This window comes from Latilactobacillus parafuchuensis (assembly GCF_055271665.1).
The window spans coordinates 1,061,545-1,076,384 of the sequence record NZ_CM143875.1 but is presented as its reverse complement, the minus strand read 5'-3'; the positions used below and the strand labels follow the sequence as shown (position 1 = coordinate 1,076,384).

Here is a 14,840-nt window from a genome sequence, read left to right as displayed (position 1 = left end):
AATTTATTTAGCCGGTTAATGGCCAGCCATTAATCTCCACAATCCCTTGGGAGACAACGCTAGCCATCATCCGTGCAAATATTTATTTACAGCACCAATTCCAATAATATATCATCTTTTTAAACGGTTGTAAACAATTTAATGCCGTTAATTCTAAATATACAAAACCATTATTAATTGTATATAATGTAACCATTAATTAATTTAAAAAAAGTGTGATTTCGGACTAGTTTAATTAGCCGAAATCATACTTTTAAAAAAACTAAGTCGCTGCTTTTGCAGGCGGTTGTGTTGAAATTAAATTCCAAGTAATCGTACTACTGAAAGCCTCACCATCCGCTAATTGAATTGTCGGATTAGGATTCATCAATAGACTTGCTTTGACAGAGGATGTCAAATGCTCCGGTAAATCCGACGGCTCAGTCGCAATTGTACTTTCAGCCTCCGTTAAATCTTTCGATCCATAGGTTCCTAAGATATTCGATAACTGTAAAGTAACTGGATTTAATTCTTTAGCACCCGATGTGAACTTAGAGGCTTTCGCCGTTAAAGTCCAGTCATCAGAAGCAACTGCTCGTGTATCACTCACGGTTAAATCATCTTCAGCAGTTGGTGCAGTGGCGACATCTAGCGTCCCATTATATAGCTTAGAAGCCGTCAATTGGCCGAAGTTAAAATCTGGCACGGCATCTAAGGAAAGCGCACCCGTAGTAGCTGTTACTTTCAAACTTGCTGCATTAGAGTTAATTGTGATTGTCTGGTCTTTACCGCCACCACTTGGATCGGTAACATGCGCCGTTAAGACTTCACGCAATACATAATTGGTACCAGCAGCAGTAGCTTCCGCTGCTTTATTAATAAAACCACTTGTTTTACTAAAAGTTAAAGCATTTGCCGCTCCAAGGTCATTAGCAGTCGTAATAGAACCCCCTGCAAAATTCGTGACCCCATCGCCATTGCTCGCCTTTATATCATCAAAATTCTTACCAGCATCCGTACTATATTGCCATTGATACTTCCAAGTGACTCCTGTACCAGACGGATTAATAGCCGTTTCTAGCGACGCTAAGCCGTCAGTATCTAAATGCCATGTTCCGCCAGCATCCGAAGCCATTTCCTTTGCCACTAGTCCACCTGTAAGCGCACTAGTCGAACCGCTAACATCCCCTGGAGTGTCGCCGGTATTGGTGATAGTTGATGTAAAATTCACAGGGAGTCCAGCATTAATTGTGCTTGTATTAACAGTCGCATTTTGAGCATCAAAGCTAAAGTTTACATTACGACCTGTCTGTTGGTTCCAAGCAAGCCCTGCGGCATCCCCGGTCCAATTGATTTTGCCTGTTGCACTAACTGGATTGGTTGTCGCTGTCCCATCATAATCGATATTTTCAAATAGGACATTAGGAACTTTAGGTATAATCGTTCTAGCATCAACCGGCGCATCAACAACGACGACCTTAACCAATTTAGATATCTTATGATCTTTCCCTATTAGCCAGCCATTAAAGCCACCATCATATTGAATATAAAACGTTCCTAACGGTAGTGTTACCGTATTATCAACATGTGGGTTACCGTTCATCCAATATGATGCTGAATCATAATTTGTAATTTTTCTCGACCAACTTGTACCACCCCATGACCACACAGTTTGATCCAAATTAACCTTTGCACCTAATGGAGAAGCAACAAATGAAGCTTTAAAAGATAAATCTGCTACCCCAGTATGATCTGATGCATTAGCCACAACATATTGTTCAGCTTGCGGTTGCACTTGAAATCCCGTAATAATCGGAATAAAGAAAAACATCCCATTCCAATCGGCTTTCTGGACGCCCTCAGTCTCTGTTGGTGCTGGTGGATCTTCCCGCGGTGTCACCGCTTTAATTGTTGATTGATTCTGCACTTTCGACACACTTTTTTCACTGCTCGTACTTGTTGCTGCTTGACTACTGCTCGACAACATCACCGATTGGCTACTTTCACTGCTTGAACTGGTCGTTTCGGAACTTGCTGCTGATTCTGAACTTTGACTGACCTCACTGCTTGAAACACTTGAACTATTACTACTACTTTCTGCTGCACTAACTTGAGTTGGAAGATTAGTGAGACTAGCACTACTTAATAAAATAGCGAGCCCTAAGTAGATTACTTGCTTAGCCTTCATCGTTACCCTCCTTCTCAGTTTCGCGACGCGTTTGGCGTCCAATAATAACTATCAGAATCAAGCTCATCCCGATTAAAACTAGAATCGAACTTTGCAAAACACCAGTTTGTGGTAATTTTTCTGGGTTACTGCTAGCCGCTTCATAATGAATTTCTTGTCCGTTATCCGGAATATGCGGTTGGTCAACCCCACCGCCATTGCCAGAACCGTTTCCATTGCCGTCACCACCACCATCACCTGGGGCTGGACGATCGACGTTAATAACAAATCCGGCAGTACTACTGGCAGCCTGTGTTGATTGACTATTCAATAGTAAAAAAGTCCCAAGGAATATCGCCAAAAATGCGATAAACGACTTTGTAATCGTATGCGTCATGATCTCCTACATCTCTTTTTCTACCCACTTAAGTAGGTCAACTAGTTATTTTAGAAAAAACACAACGTTGACCAATCACTCAGTCTCGATTGTGCTTTTTCAAATCGTTATTTTGCCGCTAATGCAGCTGGTTGCGTGGTTGTTAAATCCCACGTAATCGTACTTCCAAAAGCGTCGCCATCTGTTAATTGAATCTTCGGATTAGGGTTCATCAGTAGACTTGCTTTTACTTTTGAAGTATCCGTACTTGCGGTTGCTTTCGTACTAATTACACTTTTACTTGTCGTTAAATCTTTGGTATCTGTTGCGCTCGCACCTAAGATGTTCGATAAGCGTAACGTTACTGGATTTAAAGTCTTACTACCTGATGTGAAATCAGTCGCAGTTGCTTTTAACGTCCAATCGTTAGTCACACCACTTGCTGGTACTCGTGTATCAGTAACCGTTAAGTCACCCTCAGCAGTTGGGGCTGTCGTTTCGTCTGTCCCAGCGTAAATCTGAGAAGACTTTAGCTGACCAAAGTTAAAATCTGGCACAGCATCTAATGAAAGCTTGCCGCCCACCGATTGTAATTCAGCAAGGTTAGAAAAAATCACAACTTTATTATCTTTTGCTGCTTTTGTATCTCCAGTGTCAGTAGCGGTTGTTGTAAATTTAATCTGTGCTCGGTATGGTTTACCCGATTGATTTGCCTTAGCAGCATCTTGCATAAACGAGCTCGTTTTATCAAATGTTAAAATATTTTCAGCACTATTCAAGGTAGTGATATCAGTGATTGATTTGCTTGTATTTTTCACACCCTGTGCAGTCGTTGGCGTTACAATTTTATTGCCATCCCCATCGAAGAACTGCCAATCATATTGCCATTTCGTAGTAGCATCAGAACCCAATGTTTGTGCAAGATCTGCAAGCCCCGCTACTTCCCAAGTCGATCCAGCATTGCTAGCTGCCTTCTTAGCAGCTAAACCGCCTACAACGATATCAGCTGGTTTATCGGCGGATATCGTCCCGGCAGTTGCATTGATTCTAGTTGGGAATCCAGGAACTGTCGTACTTGTATTGACCATTCGATTCCCCTGAACTGGGGTATCATTATCTTTCATCCCGGCATACAAAATATCAGCTAAGATATGGGTTTCCCGACCTTTATCTGGCGAGAATGTTAATTTGTCAGTAGTGTTCCATTTAACAATATCTGTTGAATTATTTGGTGTTATTGTTGCAGACGTTGCATAACTAACATTTGGGAATACTACCGGTTTAGCATTAATCGATAGGGCTGTCGCTGGTGCAGGTTTATCGGCAACTACGACCTTCGCTAATTTAGAATAATGGGTAGTCCCCACAACTGGCAAGCCAGTAAAGAAAGAAAACTGATAATAATAGGTTCCGACTTTATCTTCCGTTGGAAAATAATTTAATTCGTTAACCTGATTTCCTGTCCAATCAACTGCAGGTGCCCTTTTTGTCACAGCTTCCTTAGTCCACTTTGCCTTAGTTTCATCATAGGTCCATTTCGTAACAAAAATATTTTTATCCAATAAAGATATCCCATGAGCTATCTTGACGTAGAAATCTGGTTGATTAGCAGGATCGCCGGCCACCACATATTGTTCACTTTGCGGTTGATCTAGAAAACCATTTATTAAAGTGAAGACAATCCATAAGCCACCCCAACCAGGTGTCCCAACACCATCACCTTTACCAGGTGGCGCAATTTCAGCTTTCGGGGCCGCCATTAATACTGATTGATTTTGCGCGGTCTCTTTATCTTGCGTAGACTGGCTAGCTTGCTCGGAGGTACTCTTCTCATTGCTAGCACTTGAACCCGATAGCATCACCGATTGGCTACTTTCACTTTTAGAGCTTTCTGACGTTGAAGTTGCACTCTCTTTTGAATCTGAACTTTGACTCACTTCACTACTTGAAACGCTTGAGCTAGCGCTACTTTCTGCTGCACTAACTTGAGTTGGAAGATTAGTGAGACTAGCACTACTTAACAAAATAGCGAGCCCTAAGTAGATTACTTGCTTAGTCTTCATCATTACCCCTCCTCCTCAGTTTCACGGCGTGTTTGGCGCCAAATAATAACCATCAGGATTAAGCTCATCCCGACTAAAACTAGAATTGAACTTTGTAAAACCCCAGTTTGTGGTAATTTTCCTGGATTATTGCCATCCGCTTGATAATGGATTTCTTGACCGTTACCCGGAATGTGCGGTTGTTCAACGCCACCGCCATTACCAGAACCGTTTCCATTGCCGTCACCTGGGGCTGGACGATCGACGTTAATAACAAATCCGGCAGTACTACTGGCAGCCTGTGTTGATTGACTATTCAATAGTAAAAAAGTCCCAAGGAATATCGCCAAAAATGCGATAAACGACTTTGTAATCGTATGCGTCATGATCTCCTACACCTCTTTTTCTGACCACTTAAGTAGGTCAACTAGTTATTTTAGAAAAAACACAATGTTGACCAATCACTCAGTTTCGATTGTGCTTTTTCAAATCGTTATTTTGCCGCTAATGCAGCTGGTTGTGTGGTTGTTAAATCCCACGTAATCGTACTTGTAAAAGCTTCGCCATCCGTTAATTGAATCTTCGGATTAGGATTCATCAGCAGTTGCGCCTTCACTTTTGAAGTATCTGCAGTCGCAGTCGCTTTTGTGCTAATTGTATTTTCACTCGTCGTTATATCCTTTTCTTCAGTTGCGCCTAAGATATTCGATAAGTGTAATGTAATCGGATTTAACGAATTACTCGTTGATTTGAACTCAACATCAGATGCCTTTAACGTCCAATCATTGGTATCACCACTTGCTGGTACTCGTGTATCAGTGACCGTTAAATCAGATTCAGCAGTTGGTGCTGTAGTTGAATCCAACGTCCCATCATACAGCTGAGAAGCGGTTAATTGGCCAAAGTTAAAATCTGGCACAGCGTCTAAGGAAAGAGCTCCCACCGCTGGGGTTACAGTCAAACGTGCTTTATTTGAATTATACGTAGTTTTCGTTGTGCTACCGTCGTCTGCAGTAGTTATTGAACCTAATACAGCACGCATCACATAAGGTGTTGTTGCTGTAGATGCGGTTTTAATGAAAGCACTTGTTTTATCAAAAGTTAACTGCTTAGCTGTGGTACTCAATTCGTTAGCACTATTTGCAGTCCCCGAGGAATTAGAAACACCATCCCCATCTTTCATATCTGTAAAGTTACTCCCGCCATCCTTACTATATTGCCACTTGTAGGTCCAAGCAACCTTAAGACTATCACCTGGATTGACGGCTGTCTCCAAATCAGCGAGCCCCTGAGTATCTAAGCCCCAAGTTCCGCCGGCATTAGCAGCCATTGTTTTAGCCCTCAATCCACCAGTAAAGGGATCGGTGTAACCAAGCTTAGTCCCACCATCTGTATTAGTAATGGTTGCAGAAATTCTTCTTTTGATACCAGGATCAGTTGTACTTATATTGACATCTGTTGGTTGGTTAAAAGTAAATTCAGAATTACGTCCGGTCGCTTGAGCCCATGTGATATTTCCATACAGAGGATCACTCTTCCAAGCAATAGCACCAGTTGCATCTACTGGACTCGTTGTTGCGGTACCAGCATAATTTGCTTTTTCAAAAATTACCGGCGGTACAGCAACAGCAATGCTATCTGCTTCAACCGGACCGGCAAGCACTTTAACCTTTACTAATTTTGATACTTTATCAGTATAAGTCACCAAGAAATCACGAAGACTAGCAGAGTATTGGAAATAATAAGTCCCGACTGATAATTTTGTTTTATTGGTAACGGTTGGATTCCCAGTAAGTCCACTCTGTTTAATAACTGTATCAGTCGACTTCGTCCATGTTTGTCCGTCAGCATTAAGTGTCCACCTAGTAGGCGTTATGTTTGCACTACTACCAAATACAGGGGCCCACCAATAAGCAATACTAAAAGATAAATCTGCTGTTGCTTGTTTAGTCGTAGAATCTGCTACAAGATATTGTTCTGCTTGTGGCTGTTTTGTAAACCCAGTTAAAAGAGGAATAACGATATATATACCACCCCAGTTTGGTGTTTTAACACCTTCTGTTGGTGCAGCGGGTTCAACTACTGGCGAAACAGCCATTTTAGACTGTGTTGCTGCCTTTTTATTTGTTGTACTTTCAGTACTTTTCGCCTCAGAATTTTGACTACTACTCGACAACATCACCGATTGGCTACTTTCACTACTAGCGCTTTCTGACGTTGATGTTGCACTCTCTTTTGAATCTGAACTTTGACTCACTTCACTACTTGAAACGCTTGAGCTAGCGCTACTTTCTGCTGCACTAACTTGAGTTGGAAGATTAGTGAGACTAGCACTACTTAATAAAATAGCGAGCCCTAAGTAGATTGCTTGCTTAGTCTTCATCATTACCCCTCCTTCTCAGTTTCGCGGCGTGTTTGGCGCCAAATAATAACCATCAGGATTAAACTCATCCCGACTAAAACTAAAATTGAATTTTGTAAAACCCCAGTTTGTGGTAATTTCCCTGGATTATTACCATCCGCTTGATAATGGATTTCTTGACCGTTACCCGGAATGTGCGGTTGTTCAACGCCACCGCCATTGCCAGAACCGTTGTCACTTCCATTACCATTGCCACCAGTTCCTGGAGCCGGGGCATCAACGTTAATCGTAAAATTAACGGTACTATTAGTATCTGCCTGTGTCGGTTGACTATTCAATAGTACAAAAGTCCCCAAGAATATCGCTAGAAATGCGATAAACGACTTTGTAATCTTATGCGTCATGATCTCCTACACCTCTTTTTCGACCTACTAGATAAGCCATCAGCGCAACGACTAGAATGAGCAACGCAATTAATGAACCCCATAGCCACCAGTTTGGACCTGGTTTTTCTGGATTATTTAATTGTTGGTTAACCTTCTCACGGGCTGCACCACTGACTGTGAAATTATGTTTTGTATTGAATGTTTTTTTGCCTGAAACCATCTTGACGTGCATTGTATAACGTCCAGTTGGTAACAACTGATTATTGGTATCAATACTATATTCGAACGTTGAACGGGGTGCCATTTCATATTTATCCGCTTTTTTCTGATAGAGTTTCTTAGTTTGACCCCGTTTGGTGACCCAAGCATTGATCTTAATCTCGCCAAACATCGTTGGTGCTGAATTAGCAATTCGACCTCTAACCTGTGGCACACCGGAACCAGCAACTAATTTAGCACTCGTTAAAGCGATTTTAGGTGTTAGCCGTTGATTCAAATTTTGTGAAATCAAAACTGGGATAGTCATCGCAAAAGCGTTCTGAATACCGACGCTCTTCTTAGGTGTGGTTTGATGAGTGGAGGTCCGTTTAACATAGACACTCCCTAAAATTAGACCTTTAAAGCCTTTTTTAGGGACTTCCACTTGGAAAGTCACATCTTTGTTAGCGCCTGGTTCTAACGTAATCGATTGCTTCCGTGTTGCTTTAGACACTAAATCGGGTAAGAGTGGCGCCTTTGTTTTGACCATTTTTTGAGTGCTAACCCCATAATCAATCGTACCAGTATTCGACGTGGAGGCTTTGATGACTTGTGCGTCAAAGTCATTTGATTGCTTTGTATTTAGATTTAACACGTTGACAGTTAACGGATACGATTCACCCGGTTTCGCCGTAATCGAGAAATACCCCGCCGACTTATCCGATTGACCCAAGCCATACACTGGAGTGATCGTAAATTCCGCACCACTCGCAGCGTGTGTCGGATGGATTCCAATCCCGATACCCACTAACAATGCCATCATACTCAATACTGCAATTAAACTTCTCTTCTTCAACAATAGTCTGCCTCCTATAAAAATAAGGGGTGGGCAAATCGCTTTGCCTGCCCCTTAGTCAATCTTTCATTTACTTGTTAATACCATTATACCGCAATCCAGACTAGTTGGTTTGAATTATGGTGCTGTTGGTGGTGTTACAACTGGTTTAGCTGATTTTAATGTCCAAGTAATTGTTGATGAAACAGCTTCGCCATCAGTGAAGGTAGCAGCAGCGTTAGGATCAATGGTTACTTTGTTATCTGCAGCAGCAAATGTGTATGTTGAGATACCATGGGTGCCGGCAGCTTTAGAAGCAACAGCTGAAGCAGTTCCGTCAGTTAATACGTTTACAGCAGTAATGTCTGAGGCTGTGGCTGTACTAACCTTTGTTGCTGTTAAATCAACTGAACCTGTAAGGTTAGTTGTTGTCCCGTTAAATGTAGTCATAGATGCTGTTAAATCCCAATCATCTCCTGCGTCCGCACGTAAATCAGAAACAACTAATGTTTGATCAGCACCTGTTGCTGCTTTAGTGATCCCTTTATAGATATCACTTGTTTGGATTTCACCGAAATCGAAATCAGGAACTGCTTGTAATTGTAATTTACCATTAGGATCAGTAGGGTCTGTAGGATCAACCGGTGTTGTCTTAACAGTGAATTTAGCATCTGAAGTCCCGCTTTGTTTATCAGTAGCAATCGTATTTGCTGCTGATGCTGACCCCATTGATAATGCTGCTGGTGCAAGTAAAGCCAATACTGCTACTGCTGAGAATAATTTTGTTTTCATAATATAATTCCTCCCGTGAATTATTAAAATTTGATATTAATTTCGTGGTCAACTACTCGCTGACAAATGTATTATATATCATTAACGTTCTTAAGGTCAATCATTTAGCTATAAAATATTTTATGATTATGAGCATTGTTAATATTGTAAATTAAATTAGTTTTCATAAGCAGTGAATTCAATGTATATGCTATTATATCAACGATTATTTACATTTGAAACCTTTCGTTTTCATTTAAATCCATGGAAATACTTTGATAAAGCATTTTTTAGCCGCCCTTTAGCGTTCACTTGTGATCATCTGTAAACATTGACGTATCAACGTTTATTGCCCTTGTTAATATTTTTAGTGCAAATTGTATGCCATACAATTTTCATCAATTTTAATCATAATTATAAAAATAAATATATCGATTGTTTAATTAGAGTCTGCCGTTAAATTAATGGCGCCATGTTATTTAGCACGCAACCTTTCATTGCTACAGACGGCTTTCTCGTCATTTTTTACAATTTTATTTATTCATTTCCTGCAAATATCACCCCGAAATAACCATTTTCGGCTACTAACCGCTAATCTCATCATAAATTAATGAAACGCCAAAAAAGCAAAGACCAATTCTTACGAATACAACGATTCTTGCTTTTTTTAGTGCTAGTTTAGTTTTTGGAACAAACATCTATTCCGCTGCCAATTTATTTTTGTTAATCAAAAATAACCGGCAATCTTAAAATCAAGATGACCGGTTACCTCTATCGTTACTATTTAATTGCTGACTAGAACGGATGGTGTACTTTTTTAAACGTGCTAATCCATGAAAGTTCCTGTGCTTAGCTACGTTTCGCAAACAAAGTCTAAAGCCCAGACTTTATTCACGAAACTAGGCTAATGCTCAGAACTTACCACATGGATGAGCGCTCTAACCAAAACGTGCTTTTGCTTGCAACAACTTCCGCTTAATCTAAAATAACCGATAATCTTAAGTGCAAGATTACCGGTTATTTATAATTAATGCTCAGTTGCTACCGCAACCAAAAGCACTCTCATCTTAAACGCGCTTCTTGAGCGATCTTCTCCGCCTAACTACATAATGACAATTATGGTCAAGTTCAACCACAATTCTTTATTTTAGGCTATACTCAGAAGCTGACCAGCTCAGTCAGCGCTCTACTTTAAATTTTTAATGACTTTCTGGATCAACATTTCGCGTTGTTCGGCCGATTGGTTCCAGTCGATGACTGGGATTGCTTCGTGGCCGATGGTTTCGATAATTAACGCCGAAACGGTTTGTTTCTTCAATTCGTTGGCCCATAACATATCAGCTTTGTGGAACGCTGCGTTAATGATGAGGGTCCCTTGTTTGGCAACCGGCTGGAAATCGTTGAAGACGGTATCCAATTTGCCGGAATCTGGATAAGACTTAATCTGACCTTCAGTGGCTAAAACAACGTCGTATATTGAGACTTCACTCGATGGACGTGCCAAAGTAAAACCACCGCTATTCCCAGAAGCCGATTTAACCAATCCCGCCACGACTAACCGCCGAATAATCTTGCGTAAGTATGTCTGCGAGCCACCCAAACGATGATGGATGACTTCTGATGAGATTGGGTGTTCCGGATCCTGAGTTGCTAGCAATACAATAATGCAAGTTGCTTGTTCAAAAGCCCGTGTCAGTTGCATCAGTCTTATCCCCTTTTTTTGATGAAGGTCCCTGAAGCTTGGTCTGGTTCTGATTGAACCTCGAAATCATATTTCTTTAGAATATGTGCGACCTTTTTAAAACTTTCTTGATCGAACGTACTAATATTACCATTAATTTGTTCAATTTCAGCTTTATTGGCTAAATTACAAAATGCTTTTAACGCTAATTGTGCTAGACCGAGGTTTTGGAAATCATAAACGGCTAAGCGTGTTTCAGCACCTAACGTTTCTAAAACCGTCATGTGCATTTGTTTTTTCCATTTGTTCGTTTCAAATAAGAGTTGCGCTTGAAATTCGACCTTAGAATGACCGAACTTGTCCACATTAGCGTACGGTGTGTACACAAAAACTGAATTAGTTGTTTGTTGACTACCTTCTCGATAATCAGTATACACGATGTACTGATTAACTTTCTCATCATTTGCTTGATTCATACTCGATAGAATCGTTAAACTAGAATCCGCCTCAATTTTTGCCAGTTTTCTTGCAAAGGCTTGGTCATTTTCATTCGCCATTTGATAACCCCCATTTGTCTTTCATTCCGATTATACCACAGGTTAGTGATAAAAAGAGCATTTAACATGGCATTTTAATGAAAACACTTTCTTTTTAATCTTGTGGACTTTCAGATAATTAAATAACGAAAGTATTGCACGGTTTGACCGCCTAAATAGGCTGGTAATTGGGTTTGATAGTCTGCTTGAAAGCCTAATTTAAGCAATAGTTTTTGTGAATCGCGGTTGTCTAAGAAGCACGCGGCGTTAAAAACCGTCACCGCTTGTGTTTGCTGATAATGTTGCATGATCGCAGGCAATGCGGTGCTCATCAACCCGTGTTTTTGAAAGGCTGGTAAGAGCGCAAAACTCAATTCATAGCCGGCCACACTGACTTGGTCGGCCGCTAAATTCGGTGCCAACATCACAATCCCACAAACTTCTTGCGTCGTTTTCAAGGTCAGCGCCCAAGCATCCGGATCGGTTTGCAACATCTGTAAAAAACGTTGGGCTTCTGCGTCAGATTGAAACGCCGTCATATTCAACGGTTGCGTCAGCTCTGGATTGCTACCAATTTGGTAGACCGCTTCCGTGTCGTTTGATTGAAATGCCCGAATTAATAATTGATTGGTTGTGATTATCATCCCTTAAAACTCCTTTGAATCAACTTTTTAGCGCGCTTAAACTTTACATTTCGGTTAAGGATAGGCAAAAAAATTAGTCCTAGACCACTTTTTTCTTTATAATTAGTGTTGAAATTCACACAGTTGAAAGTTGGTAGCCCTATGACAATTCGCGATTATTTCCACGCATTCTCCACCGTCTCAGAACAAGCTGAAGCCTATGACTATCTGATTCAATTCATCGGTGACACCCCAGCTGATCTACATGATTATCCACAAATCACCCAGATCTGCGATTGGGCGACCTACACTAAAAATAGTTTTCGGATTTGGACCGATTTTCCGATTCCAGAATTCGAAGCCCGATTCGTCCAATTATCCGGGATTAATCCCAGTGACTTCCAAATTGATTATAGCCATAATTTCAAAGATAGCAATTTTTTCTAAAACTTGCTGCTTGACTTTTATAGTTATCTATCGTAAATTTAATAACAATTCTTAAACACGTGTCATTCAAACTAAGTAGTGCATTATCTGTGGGTCAGGAAGTCGGTGGTTGCTGCGAACCGATCAGGGTAATGTTGTCGAAATACTGAATGCTAGTTTCGGTCGTAACAGGTCCGTTATCCCCTGTCAGAGTGGTTCACTGTCTTAAAATTGGTGAATTAACTGGGTGGTACCGCGGTTTCCTGATCGTCCCTATTTCGCATATGCGAGGTAGGGATTTTTTTGTGGAAGCGGAGGAGACCGATATGCAACAACGAACTTGCGGCGGCTTATTACGATATTATTTTTTGACGATTCAACCTTAGATTACAATATGAAAAGGATGTTTTAGCATGTCAAAAAAATCAATTAGTTTACTAGAGGCCAGCTTGGTCTTAATCGGAATGTTAATCATTATGGGTAGCGGCGTGATAATTTTTCATTTATCACCCCAAACCCCAGTACTTGCCACGATTGCTTTATTAATGTTGTGGGCTCGCATTCACCGTTTTGAGTGGGCCGAGATTCATGGTGGGATTGAAGATGGTCTCAAAAGCGGGATTATCCCCATCATTATCTTTATTCTAGTCGGCGCGCTGATCAGTACTTGGATGGCGGCCGGCGTGATTCCGACCTTGATGGTTTGGGGCTTTCAAATCGTCAACGTGCATTGGTTCATCCCGTCGATTTTCGTCGTCTGCGCGCTCGTTGGGAGTGCTATCGGCAGTGCCTTTACCGTGATTTCAACGGTCGGTATCGCCTTCTTCGGCATCGGCGCCACCCTCGGTTTGAATACCACAATTGTCGCCGCTGCAATCATTTCCGGCGCGATTTTCGGTGATAAATCATCCCCACTATCTCAATCAACCAATTTAACGGCCGCCGTCACTGAAACTGATTTGTTCGATCACATCAAAAATCTAATGTGGTCTACGATTCCTGCCTTTGTCGGCGCCCTAATTCTATACGCCATTATTGGCCACACGTCACAAGACGCTTCGTTGACCAAGATTCACACAACCGTCGCGATTTTGAAAGCTAATTCACACATTAGTTTATTGGCCTTAATTCCAATTATCTTAATTTTCGTTTGTGCCCGTTTAAAAATGCCAGCCATTCCAACGTTATTTTTGAACATCGCCGTTTCGATTGGCCTCATCTTTTTCCACAATCCACACACATCACTCCAAACAATCGCTAACCTCATCGAAAACGGCTTCGTTGCGCATACCGGCAACCAAAGCATCAATGCTTTGCTCTCGCGCGGTGGTATTAACAGTATGCTCAGCACCGTCGCCTTGATTATTCTCACCTTAACCTTAGGTGGCTTACTAATGCGACTCGGTTTAATCGAACGCGTGATGACGCCCTTGGCCAAACATTTGCAAACACCTGGTCAATTGATCAGCGCCGTGATTGCTTCCGGCATTGGCGTCAACCTCTTTATCGGTGAAGAATTCCTATCCGTGATTCTGCCCGGCAAGGCTTTCAAATCAACTTTTGAAAAATCTGATTTAAGCAACCTCGCCCTCGGCCGTGCCTTAGAAGACGGCGGAACTGTCATTAACTACTTGATCCCATGGGGCGTCGCCGGCGTCTTCGCCGCCAACACACTAGGCGTCCCAACCCTCAGCTACCTACCATTCTGCTTCTTCAGCATCCTCTCCCCAATCTTCTCAATCCTAAGCGCAGTAACGGGAATAGGACTCAAACATAAAGAGCGCTGATACATGCGGATAAGTTCTGAGCATTAGCCTAGTTCCGTGAATAAAGTCCGGGCTATGGACTTTATTTGCGAAACGTAGCTAAGCACAGGAACTTGCATGTAGAAGCGCGTTTTCGTTAGAGCGTGACTTGGGCGTTTAATCTTCGAGTATAACCTAATAATGATAATTGTGGTTGGTCTTGACCACAATTGTCATTATGTAGTTAGACGGAGAAGATTGCTCAAGGAACGCGTTTAGAGCACTGATACATGCGGATAAGTTCTGAGCATTAGCCTAGTTTCGTGAATAAAGTCCGGGTTATGGACTTTGTTTGCGAAACGTAGCTAAGCACAGGAACTTGCATGTAGAAGCGCGTTTTCGTTAGAGCGCTGATTGAGCGTTTAAACCTTGAGCATCTTTTAACAATTCTTTTTCATTCATTACCATTAATTCCATGTTATACTAAAACCATGCAAAAGAGGCAAGGTGTCGTCCAACACCTCGCCTCACGTAGTCGCATTGCAAAAGTTGATTGGCCGCTAACTAGCGGCTTTTTTTATTGCGATCAATTAAATCTTGGATCTATTTCCAGATGACCAAGATTAGCTTAACCGCAGCAAGAATCTGTAAAAACAGACTCATGAACGATTCTCCTTTTGTTTTTCGCAAGACGCTCACCTCCTAGAGTCAAT

General features: G+C 41.5%; 13 protein-coding genes. 2 read left to right on the top strand and 11 right to left on the bottom strand.

Annotation, left to right across the window (positions count from 1 at the left end; genetic code table 11):
* Window positions 1–262: 262 nt before the first annotated feature.
* From ACVPPQ_RS05440 to ACVPPQ_RS05390, 11 genes are all read right to left on the bottom strand, one after another.
* A complete protein-coding gene (locus tag ACVPPQ_RS05440) occupies window positions 263–2,167 on the bottom strand; it encodes a WxL domain-containing protein (protein WP_463496254.1) in 1,905 nt (634 codons plus the stop codon).
* Complete coding sequence (locus ACVPPQ_RS05435; RefSeq protein WP_463496252.1) at window positions 2,157–2,543, bottom strand: LPXTG cell wall anchor domain-containing protein; 387 nt, start codon at window positions 2,541–2,543, stop codon at window positions 2,157–2,159. Before ACVPPQ_RS05435 ends, ACVPPQ_RS05440 begins: the two co-directional genes overlap by 11 nt.
* A 107-nt stretch (window positions 2,544–2,650) precedes the next feature.
* Window positions 2,651–4,585 carry a WxL domain-containing protein gene (locus ACVPPQ_RS05430; RefSeq protein WP_463496250.1) on the bottom strand — a complete coding sequence of 645 codons (1,935 nt, stop codon included), beginning with the start codon at window positions 4,583–4,585 and terminating at the stop codon, window positions 2,651–2,653.
* A 2-nt stretch (window positions 4,586–4,587) separates the two neighbouring features.
* A complete protein-coding gene (locus ACVPPQ_RS05425) occupies window positions 4,588–4,950 on the bottom strand; it encodes an LPXTG cell wall anchor domain-containing protein (protein WP_463496249.1) in 363 nt (120 codons plus the stop codon).
* A 107-nt stretch (window positions 4,951–5,057) separates the two neighbouring features.
* Entirely contained in the window at window positions 5,058–6,947 is a 1,890-nt protein-coding gene (locus tag ACVPPQ_RS05420) for a WxL domain-containing protein (RefSeq protein ID WP_463496247.1), read from the bottom strand.
* A 2-nt stretch (window positions 6,948–6,949) separates the two neighbouring features.
* Window positions 6,950–7,330: an LPXTG cell wall anchor domain-containing protein gene (locus ACVPPQ_RS05415; RefSeq protein WP_463496245.1), complete on the bottom strand. Its 381-nt coding sequence runs from the start codon at window positions 7,328–7,330 to the stop codon at window positions 6,950–6,952.
* On the bottom strand, window positions 7,320–8,369 hold the full coding sequence (locus ACVPPQ_RS05410; RefSeq protein WP_463496243.1) for a DUF916 and DUF3324 domain-containing protein: 1,050 nt from the start codon (window positions 8,367–8,369) through the stop codon (window positions 7,320–7,322). Before ACVPPQ_RS05410 ends, ACVPPQ_RS05415 begins: the two co-directional genes overlap by 11 nt.
* A gap of 114 nt (window positions 8,370–8,483) precedes the next feature.
* Window positions 8,484–9,137: a WxL domain-containing protein gene (locus tag ACVPPQ_RS05405; RefSeq protein ID WP_463496241.1), complete on the bottom strand. Its 654-nt coding sequence runs from the start codon at window positions 9,135–9,137 to the stop codon at window positions 8,484–8,486.
* 1,165 nt (window positions 9,138–10,302) lie between these two features.
* The gene (locus ACVPPQ_RS05400; protein ID WP_025083976.1) at window positions 10,303–10,818 is read right to left on the bottom strand and encodes an Rrf2 family transcriptional regulator; all 516 of its coding nucleotides are present in this window, start codon (window positions 10,816–10,818) and stop codon (window positions 10,303–10,305) included.
* Between the two features lie 5 nt (window positions 10,819–10,823).
* A complete protein-coding gene (locus ACVPPQ_RS05395) occupies window positions 10,824–11,354 on the bottom strand; it encodes a hypothetical protein (RefSeq protein ID WP_463496239.1) in 531 nt (176 codons plus the stop codon).
* 110 nt (window positions 11,355–11,464) lie between these two features.
* Window positions 11,465–11,977, bottom strand: coding sequence for a GNAT family N-acetyltransferase (locus tag ACVPPQ_RS05390; protein ID WP_025083978.1), 513 nt, complete (start codon window positions 11,975–11,977; stop codon window positions 11,465–11,467).
* 141 nt (window positions 11,978–12,118) lie between these two features.
* Here ACVPPQ_RS05390 and ACVPPQ_RS05385 point away from each other — a divergent pair, with 141 nt between their 5' ends.
* Both ACVPPQ_RS05385 and nhaC read left to right on the top strand, forming a co-directional pair.
* Window positions 12,119–12,403, top strand: a complete 285-nt coding sequence (locus ACVPPQ_RS05385) for a hypothetical protein (protein ID WP_463496237.1) — start codon at window positions 12,119–12,121, stop codon at window positions 12,401–12,403.
* Between the two features lie 392 nt (window positions 12,404–12,795).
* Complete coding sequence (gene nhaC / locus ACVPPQ_RS05380; protein WP_463496235.1) at window positions 12,796–14,169, top strand: Na+/H+ antiporter NhaC; 1,374 nt, start codon at window positions 12,796–12,798, stop codon at window positions 14,167–14,169.
* The last annotated feature ends 671 nt before the right edge of the window (window positions 14,170–14,840 follow it).